This window comes from Undibacterium pigrum (assembly GCF_003201815.1).
GTDB classification, from domain to species: Bacteria; Pseudomonadota; Gammaproteobacteria; order Burkholderiales; family Burkholderiaceae_D; genus Undibacterium; species Undibacterium pigrum.
Genome location: NZ_QJKB01000007.1, coordinates 30,076 through 46,628 on the forward strand (window position 1 = coordinate 30,076; position 16,553 = coordinate 46,628).

Sequence of the window (16,553 nt, forward strand, 5' to 3'; positions counted from 1 at the left end):
GGATTGATGAGAGGCGTTTTTGCTGGAATGGGAGGGCTTTAAACAAACAGCCTGGCTTTGGTATCGCCATAGGCTGTCGTTTCAACTTTGGTGATGAAAGGATAGTCCTGATCTGGCAAAGCCAGCTTATGCAGCGCCAGCACCAAGCCCAGAAAGCGCCAGCTGACTTTCATTGGCTGTAAGGCATCCGGCACGTCAAACTGGAAGGCAAGAGCAAAATTTTGACTGATACTTTTTGATAGCTTAGACAATCTGTCAAAGGTATTCGCGGTTGCAGCAGTACCAGCGGGAACCTCATTTTTCAATTGCTCGAATAATGCCGCTTCTGCGACGACGGCAGTCCAGGCCTTGCCTGCACCATAGGCTATACGGCGCACTTCCCACAATCTGCGGAATGAACTCTTCATTTGTGTGTCCGGCACAATGGCATCAACACCGTTTTGAGGCACCAGAAATAGTGATTCTATCCAGTCTTTGGGGCCAGCACCTGGCACCATAGTGGACCAGAATTTTTGTTCTGACCAACCGCTGTAGTTCAGGCCATAGGCTACCCAGCTTGCGGGAGAGCCACCCATACCTGTGTGTTCTGCGCCAGTGTCAACAGCTGCAGTAAGGCAGGCAAGACAGCTTTCTTGTACCGCAGCCATCACCTTGGCAGCCGGGGTTTGCAAAAGGCGCAGCCAGGCATTCAGATCAAGTGTACTAATACCGTTGATATTAGCCTGGGTTACGATAGCATCTGAGCCTGCTGTGCCGCCAAACAAAAAATCGCTGATACGTGAGCCGCTGCCGGATGACACTGCATTGAGTTTTTCCAGCAAGCCAAAGAAGCCTTTCAAGTGATCCTTATTAATACTATCGCCACTGCCTTTGAATTCTGCATTAAAAGGTGGTGAACTGTCTTTGAGTGCCAGCATTTCCAGATTCAGCGCCAGGCTGGATTCACTGACGAAGCCTTGATAATTCACAATGCTGCTCAGGCTGATGGCATCTCTGGCGACGATGATCTTGCCATCACGGTCAGTATTGACAGTGATACTGTCGAGTACCGTGGTCGTGCTGCTGGCATTGATAAAATCAAACACACTCAATGAAAAGCCGGTACTGATCTGGCGTTGCTGTGTACGCCCAAACAGGCTTTGTATTTCCTTCGCACTGGCTTGGCTTTCGCATAGTTTGATTTGTGCTGCATAGTTGTCCAGTTGGCCGGTCCAGAGGGATTTATATAAAGCCTGTGCTGATGGTGTATCTTGCAAAAAACTCACCTCGATCAAGGTCGTGGTGCTTTGCTTTTTTTGGTAGGCATAGGCAACTTCCAATGCCAGTTTATTGCGTTCAATTTTTTCGATGGCTTTGCTAATACGCTCTCTGGCATCATCATAGGACTTGAGCCAGTTACCCAATCGGGCAGTCGCTGCACCTACCTGGGTTTGCAAGTCGCTGATAAATTGCTGCAAATCGGCAGTTGCCAGCCCCAGTGACTGTGCTATTTGTGTGGCTGCGGAGTTTGCCAGGCCATCAAGTCTCGTGCCCAGTGCGGTGATTTCTCCATTTATTTTTTGACTGACTTCGCCCAGTGCAGCAGTAAACCCAGTGTTCAGGGCTGCTGTATCAAAGGGAATGCCAGCGAGCAAGGTGCTGACTTGCGTCTGCAACAGATTTTGCGCACTAGTCACAGCTGCCGCGCCTTGTGTCAGGTAAGCCTTGGTGTAGTCATCGACAATTTTCTTCAGGCTATTGCTCAAAGCCAGCGTGGCTTTGCTGGTGGGGCCGCCAGTGGCAATATCCAGCAAAGCCTGGGCTGTATGTGTCCAGTCGTCATCAGCAGTCAAGCCCAGTTTTTGATTCAATGCAGTCAATGCCAGACCCCGCAGATCAGACAAAGCGCCAAGTTTGCTGATCAGCGGTTCAGCCGAAGGCAGTATCTTGCTCATGACAGGATTCAATGCAGCCTGGATGCCGTCTATTCCTATGGATGCCGAAATATCGACTGCGGCACCTGTGCTGCGGCTTACACCCCTGTCTAACTTGACGACGGGCTTGCCATCCTTTTTGATCACGGTCAGGTGCTGGTGACCATCAAGCGCCCAGCTGGCCGCAAATTTTGCCGAAACGCCAGCGGCGATATTCACTGGCGTGCCCAGAGGTACCGGGCTCCAGGAAGGCGTGGCACCGGCACTGGCCACAGTCTGGACCAGTGCACTGCTGGCCTGGATGTTGCCACTCAGGTTAACAGTGCCAGAGACATCCAGACTGCTGACGGCAAAATCATCTCCCTGGCAAGCAGTCAACATGCCAGGCAAATCACCTGGTGCTGGCAATTGTGCCAGACTCTTTAGCAAAGCCTGGCCTACATAATCACTTGGTGGATAATTGAAGCACAAGTCAAGATGCGCCGTTGCCGTGGCGCCAGCGTTGACACCTACACTTCCCCATACTGGTGCTGCGTTGGCACCTGCATTGGCCCCCAGATTGCCTAACAAGCCCAAGCGGAAAAAACTTTTTTCAGGCACGGGCTGGTATCCCAGAGCCGTGGCCCACTCAGGCTGTTGTTTCATTACTTCGATAACAGCATTGGCTTGAACGTTGGCAGAGGCTGAGGTTTTAAATGTGAGCGCCCCCAGTCCTGCTGCGCCGCCTGCTTGCGCTTGTTTAGTCAGAAGGGGGTACATCAACACCCCTTTGGGAGCGGAGGCGGGAACAGGTTCTGTTTCCAGCAATTTCGATAACTGATAACCCAAAGGCTGTAATGCGGCGGGTAGCTGATTGTTCAGTGCAGTGCGCAAGCCCGACCATTCAGTCTTTAGTGCGTCCCAGTCAGCTTGCCCCAAGGCAATCGGCTTCTGATCTTGCTCAAGTGCACTGAGCAAGGTTTGCAAGGCTTTTGGCCATGTTGTGTCAGCTCCAGCGTTGTTAGTACTAAGAGTATTGAGGGCACTGAGCAGGGCAGAAAGCAAGGACAAATTTTGCCCCTGATTTTGTACGCTGCTACTTAACCACGATAGATTGTATGCACACATGTTTTGACTCCGCTATATAAGGGGAAACCGTAAGGACAGCTACAAAAAAACAAAAAAAATCCAGACGTGTGTCGTCACTGTGACGATGCAGGCACAGGCATGGATGGAAAAGCAAAGAGAGTAAGCGGCTACAAAGGCTGGCCAGGCCGGGCAATGTTGGTCTTGCCTGGAGCATGTGGGAGTCATGCAGCCGGTAAGTGTCACTGATCATGCAAACATCAATGACTTATCATATTAGCTATTTGTATAATTAAAAGTCAATTGATTTATTTTCTACATTATTTAACAATCCATGCCTCTGAAGTGCAGCAGACCTGCTGGCGCAATCATGGCTGCTCAAATGAGAAAAATGGATGCACAAGGCCTGGTTGGACAGAGCAGAGTAGTGTGCGTCATGCTGGGTGCATGCAGGGTAGTAAGCTGGGCAACTCATTTCATCAACAGGATGAACAGGATGAGTTCCACAATGATCGGGCCATCTCGTGCAAGGTCAGCCAAGCCCAGAAAATTCCACTTACTGCAAAATGGCTGACAACAATACTGATTGCTGTAAAAGTCGACTTTTAAGGAGCCAGCCTCCCACCGTCACCTTGACTGGGTGAGAGCTTGAGGTTCTTGTCGATGGGAACATTTTTCTCTTCGCACAAGCTGTCACGCCATTTTTTTGAGCTGTCAGAATTGGCTTTGATGCGCCCCCAGAACGTCTGGTCATCTTCCTGCAACTCCATCACTTCCGCCTTGCAGTCATAGACCGTGATGAAAGGCGTTTTCACTGGTTCATCCGACTTGTCTCGCGCGCGGATTTGGTACAGGGGAAAAGAGCGCAGGTCGCCATTCATGCGCAATTCTGACAACTTATAACAAGTCTGGTCATCTTTGACTTCTGACTTGATACAGCGCATATCTTGCGCACTTGCTGACATGCTGAAAGCCAGCAGGGCAATACCCGCTAAATAAGACAGATGTGTATGCTTCATTGCGTACTCGCTAACATAGAAAGCACGCATTACATCATATTGATGCTTGTGAGCGGAGCTGGAGCGGGAAAGATTCGATTAACAATACCAGCCGTTGCGTGAAAAAATACTTTGCGCCGTAATAAATAATGAGTGGAAGCGCTGATTGCCAGGCATACATCACTCAGCCATGCATGATGCGCTCAGTCAGTGCCTGCAACTCGGCCAGTGCCATGCCATTTTTTTGAAACTGATAGAGAGGATGTGCACACTCCTGCAATTCTATTGCCGGGCGTTCACCCAGGGGCCGGGTATGCAGAATTGCTTCCAGATGCAAGGTGGTTGGCGCGTAGGGCAGGGCAGATGAAAACCAGGCAAAATAGGGAGGCTCAGATTCGCGACCTTCTTCTTCCCATAGCTCGCACGTACGGTTGAAATTCTCTGCGCTTAACGATACCCAGGCCAGCCAGACAAATTCTTCACCTGTTTCTATAATCGGAATTTCTACCCGCCCCAGTACGAAAAAATATTTTTCATCGACTATGCACTGGTCTGAAGATAACAGGCAGCGCGCCTCGCGCTCTGCTTCCGGGATGGTATACCAGATTTCTGGTGCAGATGGCCCATAGCACATGGGATAGCCAGTATGGTATGCGCCGCATGTCGCGCATTGAAAACCTGATGAAGTAGTCATGAGTACAATGAAACAAAAATCTGATGGGGATCTTCATAAAAAAAATGATCCTCTCCTAACTGTATCAATATGCTACCAAACCGTCAGCCATTGCTACAAATCATTACAAAAGCCCGTCAACAACCGCACTGTCTTCACCGTTATTGTCTGCATGCAGCCATGTGCGCGTATTGCGCCTGGTGCGCTTAGTGTATTGATGATGGAGTAATAAATGAAAACCCTGCCTTTGAGTTTAAGCGCGATTGCTGTTGCCGCCATGATGACTGGTTGCGTGGTCGCACCTCGTCCTTATTATCATGCCCAGCCTCAGCCAGTCTATGCGCCGCAACCTGTGTATGCGCAACAGCCTTATCAGCCCAATGTGGTGGTCGTGGAAACTGCGCCGCCTGCTCCTTATGCTGAAGTGATAGGCGTGGCACCCTCACCAGGTTATATCTGGATAGGTGGCGCCTGGTTCTGGGAAGGCGGCCGCCATGTCTGGCACCGTGGTTACTGGTCCGCACCAAGAGGTGGCCATGTCTGGGTCGGCCACCAATGGGAAAGAGTAGGCCATGGCTGGCATTTCAGAGAAGGTTACTGGGCACCGCATCGCCGCTAATCCCCTGGTCTTTTGATTGCATGGCGCAGCTATTGCGCCCTGCAAGATGCCTGTGCTTTAATCTGGTTCACAAAAACCAGCCAGATGTTTACATGCCATCTACACTCATCGACAATCGCCGGCGCACCTTGCTGCTCAGTCCCGCTTTGCTCTTGCTGGCCTCACCACTATTGCATGCAGCCAGCACCTACCAAAAGACACAGGTCGATGGCTGGACCCTGATGCTGGACCAGGGCATACAAAGCGCAGACGCAGCGGCCAGGGCTGCCTTCATGGCAGCCTTGACAGAGCAGTTAAGCAAACTCAGGAAATTGCCAGCCCATGCACAGAGTGCTTTGCGCAGCGTCAGTATCTATATATCCAGCGGCACTTACCGCGCCTTTGGTGCACAGCATCATCCATCAGCACTATGGCTGAAAGAGCATGGCTATCCGGTTGAGTTTGCAGGCAATATAGAAATCTGCAACTGGAAAGAATTTACTTCCATGGTCAAAAGCCAGCCATGCGCCATCCTGCATGAAATGGCACATGCCTACCACTTTCAACATCCCGAACTGGATGCGCTCATCAAGCGCGCCTATGAGAATGCCAAAGCCGCAGGGCTATACCGCAAGGTCACCCGCGACCACAGACCAGAGTTGCAGGAGGCCTATGCCCTCAGCAATCATCAGGAATATTTTGCTGAACTCAGCGAAGCTTATTTTGGGGAAAATGATTTTTATCCCTATAACAATGTCGAGTTGAAAAAAAATGATGCGCAGGGCTATGCGATGCTGGAAAGTGTTTGGAAGATGTAGTCACATCCCCATGTCCAGTTTTATCAAAGGCCAGTAAAAAATAAAGGCGGGTGCCATCATGCGTATCTGCTATCTGCCTGGTCAACTTTCTCCTTTAGAACCTTCATTTTTTTACCTTCATTTCTCGCCGTTTCAACTATCGCTTTTAAAAAATATTTCCGGAAAGCGTCATGCGAGCTGAAAAGACACAAAGTTAAATAAAGCATTTATTATTGTTGTTAATTAGTATATTCTTATAATTACTAAATTGGCTTGCAACTGACGACTGGAAAGATGGCATGATCATGCTCCTTCATTCTCACGGGCAAGGAAGGTATTGCCGGTTTTCGCTGCCCCCATGCATGTAATTTGTGATGTTGGTCTTCATTAACATACTCACTTTTCTCTCAAGTTTTTAGCATCAGGATTCAAGCATCCATTTCAGCAGCAAGTATTTACTGGATGCGTAAGACGTCCATAGGAACTAAGCGTGCTGGCTGCCCTGGCCATTGAATGGGGCCCTATGAATGAAGCCCGGTTAATTGACACCAGTTAATAGACTCCCATGACCTGACGTTTTTGAAAGGCTAATACAATGGCTGATATCAAAACCTTGCTGGCCCGCATCGCTTATTCAGATATCTATACTCTGGAAAATGACCGGACTGCCTATTTCTTTGAAGCAGGCATGGCAATAGATGCAGACGGTGCCGCGCACGCTTATCATCCACAGACAGGCATGGGCCTGGATTATCTTGGAAATGCTGGCGTGCATGGTAACTGGTGGGCCTTGGTCACTGACAATGGCATGCCCAGCGGTAAGCCTTTGCTGCAAAAAGCGAGTGATCCTGCACCCGGATTTTATATTTCAAAAACCAGCCTGGAAGATAAGGATCGTGCCTTGCAAGATCCCCGCCGCTATGTCGATGCTGAAGTTATTCCATTTTTTGTACTGCCTGGCAAGTTCAAGTTTGGTGCAAAACTGGGTGATCTGGGGATAGCTATCAACACCGGCAATGGCAAAATCTGTGGCTGCATTCATGCCGACAACGGGCCGAGTGGAAAAATTGGCGAAGCTTCCATTGCCCTGGCAAACAAGCTGGGCGTGCCCAGCAACCCAAAAAAAGGCGGTGTTGCGCATGGCATAGTCTATGTGGTTTTTCCAGGCAGTGCCAGCGGTTGGCCGGCCTCACCAGACACTTTAGAGCAAAGAGCACAGGCCAAATTTACTGCCTGGGGTGGTTTGGCCAGACTCAAAAACTGCTTGCCTGATATTGCATGGCAATAAACCTGTCTGGCCTTGCCTGAAATGTGATACCACCTTTCTATCTGGAGATTGTATGCGCCATTTTATGTGCTACCCCATCGTACTGAGTGCCATACTTTTTTTGTCAACTGGCTGCACAGTCACTGGCAAAGGACTGGACCCCGGGCCTGCCAGCGCGGCAAGGATAGGGATGGAAACTAAAGAAGGTGTGGCTAGAGATTATCCTGTCAATCTGTCGACACTGATACTTTTGTCTGTTCATGGCGACAAACGTAAAGTGAATGACACTGCCGCATCTATGCGCGCAGAAATGCAAGCGGATCTCGTCGCTATTAAAACCCTGCCTTCGGTTTCGACACAGGAGATTGATGCTGCGCAATCAGAAATTGAATATGCCCGTAAATATTTCTATGATCATTGTCCTAGCAATGATCGTTGCGGGGTGTTGCGTGACAGGGTACAAGATCGCCTGATCTGGGCTTCTGAAAGTGCCTGTACGGATTACATGAGCAGCGTCAGAAAATCATTTACCCGCACTAATCTTAATCTCGGGGCGGCAACAACTGTTTTTGGCACGCTGGGCAGCCTTGTGACATCCATCAATACAGCCAGGGTGTTTTCTGGCGCTGGCGCAATTTCCAGCGGTTTGCGCGCTGAATATAATGACGTCTATTTCGCTTCTCAGGCATTTGAGCTGGTTTCCAAAGCAATACGCGCTACACGCGAAAAGGCACTCAAACGCATACATGATAATCGCCAGGCTAAAGGTATTAAAGAATATACACTTGAAGGTGCCATCGCCGACACCATGACTTACCATAGCTATTGCAATGTCATGGCAGGGCTGGAAGAAGCAGCCGATGCCGTGACGCGCGAACGCGACCCAGGACTCAAGAGAATCAACGAACTGTTGCAGGGTGCCAATACAGGAGCGACTTTTTCTTTGGGTACAGCCACTATCGATACTTCTGGTTTGCCGTCAGCTGCCAATAGCTGCAGACTGTTAACAACGCTTGCGCAAGACAGTAAAAAGGTTGTAGACGAATATACAGCGAACAATAAAAAATTGTTGGCAGACTCCACTGCAGACGCCGCAGCCAAGAAAGAATCTGCTGCGCACCTTGATAAAATCAAGAAACTCGACGAGGAAATTCAGCAATTGTTTGCGAATGCTAAGGGAGACTGCAATCTAAAAGATGGCGTCGTGGATAAAAAAGAGGCTGCCATGTTCGACGCAATTCGCAAATTTTCCAGTGTGGCACTATCTGAAAAAGCAGCTGAAAAATTGCGTTTTCAGTCTGCCAAAGAAGAAGTAAGTAAACTGCAATCAAAAATCGATGATATCTTAAGCCGTGCCAGATCGAAATTGGAAGAGTTGGTGGCACTTGCAAAAACCACGGCAACCTGAAACAGGCACAGGTGCCACGCACAGAAACACTCCAGCTTCATCAAATGCTGAATTGTGAGTGAGCCTGGGCCAGAGTAAAGGCTCACATCATTGTTAACGTTGACATCTGAATGTCGGGTGAAAGAAATTCAGACTACAGTTTTGCGCCGTGCGCTTGATAGTGCAGCGTAAATCGGCGATTGCGCACATGTCAGCGAGAATATTGCCTTGTCGCTGACAATTTACTTAGCTGCCTTTTTATCTCCAGTGATGGCCGGTTGAGTAGCGCTTTTCTTTTCACCGTAATTTCCTTTATACCTGCTGCCATTCCAGCCGGCACCGCCCCCCTTATTTTTACCTATCCCTGCGGAAGTGTGTTCGCGCACATATCAATACAAGAATAAGGGCTATCGTAGACACGTACACTAGGCTGCCATGCGAACGGAGTCTGGGTTTCATCGTCTCTGAAGTGATTATTTTGCGGCGTGTTGCCTTTCTTCTTCCTTTCCTTGTTATGCCTGGCTGGCGGCCTCTTTTTGATACCGCATTGTCACCAACGAGGAGAATACTATGCAGCAAACCGTTGCCGAGCTTTTGGTCGCCACTTTGCATGAGATAGGCGTGCGTCAGATTTTTGGGGTAGTGGGCGATGCCCTCAATCCATTTACCGATGCCATACGCAAGAACAAAGACATGCAATGGATAGGCGTCAGGCATGAAGAAGGCGCAGCACTGGCCGCAGCAGGACAGGCCAAGCTGACTGGTAAGCTGGCGGTGTGCTGTGGCACGACTGGCCCTGGTGCCAATCATCTCATTGCTGGTTTGTATGAAGCGCATAAAGATCATGCGCCGGTGCTGGCGATATCTGGCGGCGTTCCTGCTGCCCAGCGTGGCAATGATTATCTGCAAGAAAATACACCGGATTTATTATTCCGCGATGTTGCGGTCTACACACAAACGCTGGCCAGTGCAGACCAGGCTGCCCATGTGTTTCATCAGGCGATTGCGCACGCCTATGGCATGCATGGCGTTGCTCACCTGAATATCCCACCTGATGTATTTGCAGCAAAGACCGATGGCAAGATGGAGAGTCTGGCGACCTTGCGTGCCTCGCCAGAAATGGCCGCCGACTTTGAAGACCTGGCTGTCGCCGCCCATCTGATAGAGCAGGCCAAAAAGATTGCGATTTTTGCCGGTACAGGATGCCGCTCAGCGATAGCGCAAGTGCTGGCGCTGGCAGAGCGCCTGCAGGCACCCATCATGCATACCTTCCGCGCCAAGGACATGGTGAGTTACACCCACCCTTACTGGATAGGCGGGGTAGGTCTTATCGGCGGTGCGCCAGGTGTCGATGCCATGCAAGAGGCTGATCTGGTCATCATGCTGGGTTCAGATTACCCCTATACCGAATACCTGCCAAAGAACGGCAAGGTCATCCAGATAGACTTGCGCCCGGAAGTGCTGGGGCGGCGTACCGGTGTGCAACTGGGCATAGTCGGTGCTATCAAGCCCAGCATCATGCAATTGCTGGAGCTGTTGCCGCCGCGCCATGACCAGCAATTTTTCCAGAGCGTGACTGAAGCGCGCAATAAATGGGATGAGATGCTGAACAAGAAAGCCGCACTGAAAGACAGCGACAAGCATGTCAATCCACAGGCACTGGCACGTGGTATCAGCCTGCATGCGCGAAGCAATGCAGCCATCATCATCGATACCGGCGTGGTCACGCTGTGGTGTGGCAACTGGTTGCAGCAATCAGGCCAGCAAAGGATATTGGCTTCCTTCAATAATGCAGCAGTTGGTACCAGCCTGGGGCAGGCCAATGGTGTGCAGGCACTCGACCGCGACAGGCAGGTCATCGTGGCCGTTGGCGATGGCGGCTTCACCATGCTGCTGGGCGAGTTCATGACCAGTGTAGAACATCGCTTGCCCGTCAAGGTCATCGTTTTCAATAACCAGCAATGGGGCCTCGTGCATATAGAAATGGAAGAGGCCGGTTTGCCCGCTGACAAGGCCAGCACCTTTCCCAATATGGACTTTGCCGCGTTTGCGCAGGCTTGTGGCGCATCTGGCTTCACCGTCAGAAAATCTGCGGAGCTGGAGCAGGGTTTGCGCCAGTTGTTTGACGCCCGCGGCCCTGCGGTGCTGAATGTGTTTATTGATCCCGAAGAACTGCCTTCCATGCCCCATGTCCACCTCGACCAGATCTGGCGCTTTGGCCTGGCGCGGGTGAAAGAGGCCTTGCTCGCTATTCGCGGCGAATGAACGAAATTTTTATGGCAAAACGTATTCCCAAATCAACATGGAGCAAGTCTTTCACGCGTATCTTGAGCAGCATGAGCAAGACGATGACACGTGCGGGTACCACGGTGGTGAAAAAGGCTGTGACCAAGGCACTGGCGCTGCCCAGGGCAAGAAAGACAGCAAAGCTGGTCAGCACTGTCAAACCTGTAGCGGCAATACCGCTGGCCAAGGCCAGCCCCCGGCCTGACAGTAGCTGGACTGCGGGCATCACCGTCGGCCTGGCAGGTGCCAGGCGCTATCAACTGTACCGGCCACCAGGTGTGAAGCGCGGTGAGCGCCTGCCCCTCATGGTCATGCTGCATGGCTGCCTGCAAGATGCCGCCGCACTGGCTGCCAGCAGCAGGATGAACAGGCTGGCCGCCCGCAAGCGCTTCCTGGTGCTGTATCCCGAACAGGAAAAACTGGCGAACACCCATGCCTGCTGGAACTGGTATGAAACCCGCTCAGGCAGGGCGCAGCGCGAGGCCAGGTCCATCAATGCCGTGATAGACCAGCTTTGCCTGCAACAGCCCATAGACCCGCAGCGCATCGTCGTCGCCGGCCTCTCGGCAGGGGCCAGCATGGCAGCCTTGCTGGCGCTGGCTTATCCTGAGCGTTTCAAGGCGCTTGCCATGCATTCTGGCGTTGCCAGCGGGCTGGCAAATTCTACCGCCACGGCTGTCATGGCCATGCGTGGCCGCAAGCAGGATGCCGCCCCTTTGCCTGGCGGAATAAAGCTGCCAGCCTTGCTCGTCATACAAGGCAGCAAAGACCGTGTCGTCGCACCCGCCAATGCCGCATTGCTGGCGCGACAATGGGCAGAACAGGCAGGGGCAAAAGAGGGCAAGCCCCGCATCGTGCAACGCGGTACGCGTTACCCTGCCACCGTCACCAATTACCGCCGCCAGGGCCAGATTGTGGTCAGCCTGTGCGAAGTCACCGGGCTGGACCATGCCTGGAGCGGCGGCGCTGCCAGCCACGCCTATAGCGACCCCAAAGGGCCGGACGCATCCGGCATGATATGGGCCTTTGCCATCAAGCAGTTCTCTTAGAGCCTGCTGTGCGTGCCATTGTTGCTATGCGTGTTATTGCGGCAGCCAGAATCCCCTCCATCAAAAACACTTGAAAAACTCTTGCACAGTGTTGGGCAACACACAGACTCTGGCATTCAGGATGTCTATTCTGAGCATATTCTCCTGTGCTTTGTAGCAGATAAAAAAACAGGCGATGTCATTCCTAAAAAAACCAAGCGAAAGAAGACGGGTACCTATATGAATAACACGACAACTGAGGCAACTGTGCTGCTAGCCACATCAGAAAACGCAAGCCGTGCTGGCACATCCGGCGTGTCCTGGGGGGCGGTACTTGGGGGCGCCGTAGCAGCGGCTGCCCTGTCATTGATACTATTGATGCTGGGTACGGGCCTGGGCCTGTCTTCGGTGTCGCCGTGGTCTTATAACACCACGGTCATCGGCATTTCAACAATCGCCTGGCTGGCGTTTACACAACTGGCTGCGTCCGGCATCGGTGGTTACATCGCTGGCCGCCTGCGCACCCGCTGGACCAATGTGCATGACCACGAAGTCTACTTCCGCGACACCGCACACGGCATGCTGGCCTGGGCAGTGGCATCCCTGCTGACTGTGGGTTTGCTGGCCAGCGCAGCCACCAGCATACTCGGCAGCGCAGCCGACGCAGCAGGTACGGCAGTGAACGCCACAGCAACCGTGGCTGGCAATGCAAAAGTCAACCCGGTAGATTATTTCACTGACATGCTGCTGCGTGCCGACCAGGCTACTGCAACAACATCAACGGCTACAGACGGCACAGCCAGCAACTCCGGCAATAGTAATAGCGTACGCATGGAAGTAGGTCGCATCCTGTCCACAGACATCGCCAACGGTTCCCTGTCACCAGCCGACCGTGACTATCTCGCCAGGCTGGTTGCCAAACGCGCCGACATGACACAGGTAGATGCCACCAAACGTGTTGACGCCGTCTTTGATCAATTGAACAGGTCAGTGACAGAAGCAAAAAACTCGGCAAAACTGGCTGCTGACCAGGCACGCAAGGCAGCTGCAAATTCTGCCCTGTGGATGTTCGTCGCCCTGCTGCTGGGCGCCTTCGTCGCCAGCCTCGCCGCAACCCTGGGTGGCCGCCAACGTGATCAGGCACATCTGATCGCATGATTTTTCTCCCTTGCTCATTAATCCATTAAGTCATTAATGAGCAAGGGCTTACACCACTTTATAATTTTTCGGAGCCTATCATGCGTTCTATCTTACTTTTACTGCTGGGAATCCCACTCCCTATCGTTATCCTGATCGCCTTGTTTGTGCGTTAAGTTGTAGAGATATAGCAAAGGCCAGCTGTTTAGCTGGCCTTTGTTTATCTACTGCCTGCAGGTCGACACTTGTGAGATTAGAGCGTGGCCGCACATACTTTCTTGACAAAAAAACGACTACGATGGTGTATTACGCCCAACATCTACTAACATATTCCACGGACATGTCTCTATAAATTCATCTACATTTTTCTTGGACTTTAAATCTCTAAGTTTATCGTGCGTAACTAATAATCCTGTTAAGCGTTGATTCCATTGGCGATAGTTCATTCTCAATACCACAATTACTTCGGAGAAATCTCCTGCATTTTCAATCTCTGGCAATCTGTAATTATTCATTTCAATCGATACGAATTTTTCAAGAAATACCACATTTTCTTGATTGTATGCTGCTCTTCGCTCAAGTTCAGGCAAGTCAAATAAGTCGTTAAACCTATTCCATCGTGATTGACGTTTTTTATCATCAGAGCTCATTTTATCAGGCAAGTTTTATATTATTTATCAATAATAAAACAATCGAAGAAATCGAAGTAAGCGCCAGGGCAACACGCTTTATCACCTATCTGCTTTCAACTTAAGATGCCTCAAAGTTACCATACACACTAAATTCCACAGGCAAGCCAATTTCAGCAATCATAGCCGCAGATGTGGTATCCAGCATAAACTCAACACTGGAATCACCTCCATCTTCTTCTGTTTTACTAATGAATATGTTAAGCCAGACATGTTCTGCATTTGGCAAGTTACCCAGCAAATCAAAGGCATGCTCAAATGTGGATTTGAACAGGGCAAGGTGATCCACGATAGGCATGGCATATGACACCTCGTCGCTTTTCCAAAACCAAAAACCAAATTTAGAGATAATCTTTTTGGGAGAACGAGAATTACGTACACTCCCTTTTCGACCAGAAGAGCGGGGATTGACCCTTAAAATGCTTGTGATCTCCTCGGGGTCAAGGGAGTCACCTGTAATTCTCAGTGCGAGATTTGTTTGCATAAAAAAACGATACGATATCCGGTCATTTCTCAATCTCCATCATCGTACATCATCGTAGCCTGTTTCAGTATGCATGTGCGATCCAGATACTCAGATCGCACATATGGATACAGCTTAATTTGTTGGCTTACTCCGCCAGCTTCACATTCATGGTAATCCGTGCCGTGAAAACTTTCAGGTCTGCAGTATCAAATACATCTACAGTCACGATCTTGTCGCCTGCTGTGGTCCAGTCGAGGTTGCTGCCGTCGGCGATGGCTTTGACGTCGGTCTTGGCCTTGGCCAGGTATTCTACTGTCATGCCCTTGGGTATCCAGCGACCGCCTTTGGGGATGGAGACGTCGGTCATAGTGCCTGCCACCAGTTCTGCGGCATTGCATAGGGCAATCGCGTGGACAGTGCCGAGGTGGTTGGTGATCTCGCGGCGGAAAGGGATCAGGGCTTCTGCATAGCCTGGGCGCAAGGTGTTCAGCGTAGGGTTGATGGTGCTGAAATAGGGGGCCATCTGGCAGACCATTTTGCTGAATTGCTCTGCGCCTGCCATGTTGAACATGTCTAATGCCTGACTCATTTTTACTCTCCTTGTTGGGCGATGAAGTGAATTATTTTATAGAATGTTATTCTGTAATAGAATAATATTCTATAATAATTTTCAGTGTCAAGCGCTTTGCTGCTGCCTGTCCTGCGGTATCATCAGGCACTGATATCTTCAGTAATCCTTTATTGGTAGCAAACTTTGTCAACAGCAGACATACTCGAACGTAATTATCCTGGCAGGCGGGCGCAATTAAAGCGCGATATCCTGCTGGGTGCGCTTGCCTGCTTCAATCAGCATGGCCTGGAACTGACGACGATAGAAATCATCAAGCTGCATTGCGATACCAGTGTTGGCAACATCTATCATCATTTTGGTAGCAAGGAAGGCCTGGCGGCGGCGCTGTTCTTTAGCGCGCTGGATGATCAGGCGCGTTTGCTGGGGGAGTATTTGCAAAAGGCCGATACTGCCCAGGAAGGAGTGGCAGCCATCGTCGGCAGTTATGTAGACTGGGTGACTGAACAACCTGAACTGGCACGCTTCCAATACCAGGCGCGGGCTGCCATCGCCAAGGGGCCGCAGGCAGATGAGCTGGTGGCAAAAAACCGCAGCCGTAACAAGAACATTTTTAGCTGGTGGTCTGCACCTGAGCGCCATGCGCATATCAAACATATACCCGCTGACTTGCTGCCATCGCTATTAATAGGCCAGGCAGAAAACTATTGTCGCGCCTGGCTGTCCGGACGCATCCCGACCTCGCCAAAAAAATACCGTGCTTATCTGACCCAGGCTGCGTGGTTGTCGTTGGCGATTACGCCAGATGTGAAATAAGCAGCTTAGCGGGAAACAGCGTTAGCTTGTGAAACCAGCAGTTTTTGCTTTGTTGCTTGCGGCGCATACAGATTCACCCGCTGCAATTCAACCTGGTCAAGGCGTACGAAGACAAAGCCCTGTTTCAGGCTGGCGTCCAGTGCTACTGCCAGGCCTTCGGCAGAATCGGATGCGGGTTTGTTCATGTGGGCGATGATGACGTCGCCTGCCTGCAGGCGTTTGAATTGCCTGATGATGGCTTGCTTGCGCAGGGTTGCGCCCTGGTCTGCGTTTAAAGAAAAACCAGCGATCTTGTAACCCAGGCGGTTGATCTCGGTCATCGCCAGCGGGTCATATCTGGCGCTGGCACCGCGATACCATTGTGGTGCTATGCCTATCGTGCTGGTGATGGCTTTGGCACCTTCGGTGACTTCACGCTGCAAGCCAGCGATATCAGGTTCGCCTGTCAGGCCATAGATTTTACGGCCAGGCCCGATGATGGCGGGGATGTGTTTTTCGCCGTGGTCTTCGACACCAAACAAATCCAGGTTGGCCTTGATGATGGCAACGCCTTCAGGGTTTTTATCCAGCCATTTCTTGGTCACGAAAATAGTGGCCGGTATGCGCTTGCGTATCAGGAAATCCAGCAGGCTTGCATCAAATTTGCCTGAGCAGGCATCCAGCGTCAGCGCTACTTTATTGCTACTGTTTGCAGACGCAGCGATGCGAGTATGCACTTCCACCGGCATGGCTTGCGCCTGTGACAGGCAAGCCATGTAGCTCAGTATCAAAAGAAGTGATGCAGGCTTGCCGCTGAAAATCATATTGAAATTATGTTGTGATGAGTAATGTGGACGGCAGGAGTATACGCAAAGCCCCACAGATA

At 51.0% G+C, this 16,553-nt stretch carries 16 protein-coding genes; 9 read left to right on the forward strand and 7 right to left on the reverse strand.

Going from position 1 to position 16,553, the window contains the following annotated elements:
- Positions 1-38: 38 nt before the first annotated feature.
- The 3 genes from DFR42_RS18990 to DFR42_RS19000 form a co-directional block, all read right to left on the reverse strand.
- Positions 39-3,020 carry a hypothetical protein gene (locus DFR42_RS18990; RefSeq protein WP_146218892.1) on the reverse strand — a complete coding sequence of 994 codons (2,982 nt, stop codon included), beginning with the start codon at positions 3,018-3,020 and terminating at the stop codon, positions 39-41.
- A 563-nt stretch (positions 3,021-3,583) separates the two neighbouring features.
- The gene (locus DFR42_RS18995) at positions 3,584-3,997 is read right to left on the reverse strand and encodes a hypothetical protein (protein WP_110256615.1); all 414 of its coding nucleotides are present in this window, start codon (positions 3,995-3,997) and stop codon (positions 3,584-3,586) included.
- Positions 3,998-4,160: 163 nt separating this feature from the next.
- Positions 4,161-4,670: a DUF2199 domain-containing protein gene (locus DFR42_RS19000; protein ID WP_110256616.1), complete on the reverse strand. Its 510-nt coding sequence runs from the start codon at positions 4,668-4,670 to the stop codon at positions 4,161-4,163.
- Here DFR42_RS19000 and DFR42_RS29550 point away from each other — a divergent pair.
- The 8 genes from DFR42_RS29550 to DFR42_RS19035 all read left to right on the forward strand — a co-directional run bounded on the left by DFR42_RS29550 (position 4,669) and on the right by DFR42_RS19035 (position 13,170).
- Entirely contained in the window at positions 4,669-4,878 is a 210-nt protein-coding gene (locus tag DFR42_RS29550; RefSeq protein ID WP_211324360.1) for a hypothetical protein, read from the forward strand. The genes DFR42_RS19000 and DFR42_RS29550 overlap by 2 nt on opposite strands.
- A gap of 3 nt (positions 4,879-4,881) precedes the next feature.
- Complete coding sequence (locus DFR42_RS19005) at positions 4,882-5,268, forward strand: YXWGXW repeat-containing protein (protein WP_245937016.1); 387 nt, start codon at positions 4,882-4,884, stop codon at positions 5,266-5,268.
- Between the two features lie 92 nt (positions 5,269-5,360).
- Entirely contained in the window at positions 5,361-6,065 is a 705-nt protein-coding gene (locus DFR42_RS19010) for a M90 metallopeptidase family protein (protein WP_146218893.1), read from the forward strand.
- Positions 6,066-6,639: 574 nt separating this feature from the next.
- Entirely contained in the window at positions 6,640-7,332 is a 693-nt protein-coding gene (locus DFR42_RS19015; protein ID WP_110256618.1) for a glycoside hydrolase family 75 protein, read from the forward strand.
- A 52-nt stretch (positions 7,333-7,384) separates the two neighbouring features.
- On the forward strand, positions 7,385-8,719 hold the full coding sequence (locus tag DFR42_RS19020) for a hypothetical protein (protein ID WP_110256619.1): 1,335 nt from the start codon (positions 7,385-7,387) through the stop codon (positions 8,717-8,719).
- Between the two features lie 549 nt (positions 8,720-9,268).
- Positions 9,269-10,963, forward strand: a complete 1,695-nt coding sequence (locus tag DFR42_RS19025; protein WP_110256620.1) for a thiamine pyrophosphate-binding protein — start codon at positions 9,269-9,271, stop codon at positions 10,961-10,963.
- Positions 10,964-10,974: 11 nt separating this feature from the next.
- Positions 10,975-12,033 (forward strand): extracellular catalytic domain type 1 short-chain-length polyhydroxyalkanoate depolymerase, encoded by a 1,059-nt coding sequence (locus DFR42_RS19030; protein ID WP_110256898.1) that lies wholly within the window; start codon positions 10,975-10,977, stop codon positions 12,031-12,033.
- A 219-nt stretch (positions 12,034-12,252) separates the two neighbouring features.
- Entirely contained in the window at positions 12,253-13,170 is a 918-nt protein-coding gene (locus tag DFR42_RS19035) for a hypothetical protein (protein WP_245937017.1), read from the forward strand.
- 272 nt (positions 13,171-13,442) lie between these two features.
- Here the strand turns inward: DFR42_RS19035 and DFR42_RS19040 are convergent, their stop codons facing one another.
- The 3 genes from DFR42_RS19040 to DFR42_RS19050 all read right to left on the reverse strand — a co-directional run bounded on the left by DFR42_RS19040 (position 13,443) and on the right by DFR42_RS19050 (position 14,893).
- Positions 13,443-13,799, reverse strand: coding sequence for a hypothetical protein (locus tag DFR42_RS19040; RefSeq protein WP_110256621.1), 357 nt, complete (start codon positions 13,797-13,799; stop codon positions 13,443-13,445).
- Between the two features lie 100 nt (positions 13,800-13,899).
- A complete protein-coding gene (locus DFR42_RS19045) occupies positions 13,900-14,322 on the reverse strand; it encodes a DUF4279 domain-containing protein (protein ID WP_110256622.1) in 423 nt (140 codons plus the stop codon).
- A 127-nt stretch (positions 14,323-14,449) separates the two neighbouring features.
- Positions 14,450-14,893 (reverse strand): hotdog fold domain-containing protein, encoded by a 444-nt coding sequence (locus tag DFR42_RS19050; protein WP_110256623.1) that lies wholly within the window; start codon positions 14,891-14,893, stop codon positions 14,450-14,452.
- Between the two features lie 165 nt (positions 14,894-15,058).
- Between DFR42_RS19050 and DFR42_RS19055 the strand changes: the two genes are divergently transcribed.
- Positions 15,059-15,688: a TetR/AcrR family transcriptional regulator gene (locus tag DFR42_RS19055; protein WP_110256624.1), complete on the forward strand. Its 630-nt coding sequence runs from the start codon at positions 15,059-15,061 to the stop codon at positions 15,686-15,688.
- 5 nt (positions 15,689-15,693) lie between these two features.
- Here the strand turns inward: DFR42_RS19055 and DFR42_RS19060 are convergent, their stop codons facing one another.
- On the reverse strand, positions 15,694-16,491 hold the full coding sequence (locus DFR42_RS19060) for a polysaccharide deacetylase family protein (RefSeq protein ID WP_110256625.1): 798 nt from the start codon (positions 16,489-16,491) through the stop codon (positions 15,694-15,696).
- Positions 16,492-16,553 lie beyond the last annotated feature (62 nt).

What these genes read in the sequence shown, in the direction of transcription:
- DFR42_RS19010 (WP_146218893.1), top strand. Translation starts at nt 5,361, where the DNA reads ATGCCATCTACACTCATCGACAATCGCCGGCGCACCTTGCTGCTCAGT.
- DFR42_RS19045 (WP_110256622.1), bottom strand. Translation starts at nt 14,322, where the DNA reads ATGCAAACAAATCTCGCACTGAGAATTACAGGTGACTCCCTTGACCCC.
- DFR42_RS19015 (WP_110256618.1), top strand. Translation starts at nt 6,640, where the DNA reads ATGGCTGATATCAAAACCTTGCTGGCCCGCATCGCTTATTCAGATATC.
- DFR42_RS19030 (WP_110256898.1), top strand. Translation starts at nt 10,975, where the DNA reads ATGGCAAAACGTATTCCCAAATCAACATGGAGCAAGTCTTTCACGCGT.
- DFR42_RS19040 (WP_110256621.1), bottom strand. Translation starts at nt 13,799, where the DNA reads ATGAGCTCTGATGATAAAAAACGTCAATCACGATGGAATAGGTTTAAC.
- DFR42_RS19020 (WP_110256619.1), top strand. Translation starts at nt 7,385, where the DNA reads ATGCGCCATTTTATGTGCTACCCCATCGTACTGAGTGCCATACTTTTT.
- DFR42_RS19060 (WP_110256625.1), bottom strand. Translation starts at nt 16,491, where the DNA reads ATGATTTTCAGCGGCAAGCCTGCATCACTTCTTTTGATACTGAGCTAC.
- DFR42_RS18990 (WP_146218892.1), bottom strand. Translation starts at nt 3,020, where the DNA reads ATGTGTGCATACAATCTATCGTGGTTAAGTAGCAGCGTACAAAATCAG.
- DFR42_RS19035 (WP_245937017.1), top strand. Translation starts at nt 12,253, where the DNA reads ATGAATAACACGACAACTGAGGCAACTGTGCTGCTAGCCACATCAGAA.
- DFR42_RS18995 (WP_110256615.1), bottom strand. Translation starts at nt 3,997, where the DNA reads ATGAAGCATACACATCTGTCTTATTTAGCGGGTATTGCCCTGCTGGCT.
- DFR42_RS19005 (WP_245937016.1), top strand. Translation starts at nt 4,882, where the DNA reads ATGAAAACCCTGCCTTTGAGTTTAAGCGCGATTGCTGTTGCCGCCATG.
- DFR42_RS19050 (WP_110256623.1), bottom strand. Translation starts at nt 14,893, where the DNA reads ATGAGTCAGGCATTAGACATGTTCAACATGGCAGGCGCAGAGCAATTC.
- DFR42_RS29550 (WP_211324360.1), top strand. Translation starts at nt 4,669, where the DNA reads ATGAGTACAATGAAACAAAAATCTGATGGGGATCTTCATAAAAAAAAT.
- DFR42_RS19025 (WP_110256620.1), top strand. Translation starts at nt 9,269, where the DNA reads ATGCAGCAAACCGTTGCCGAGCTTTTGGTCGCCACTTTGCATGAGATA.
- DFR42_RS19000 (WP_110256616.1), bottom strand. Translation starts at nt 4,670, where the DNA reads ATGACTACTTCATCAGGTTTTCAATGCGCGACATGCGGCGCATACCAT.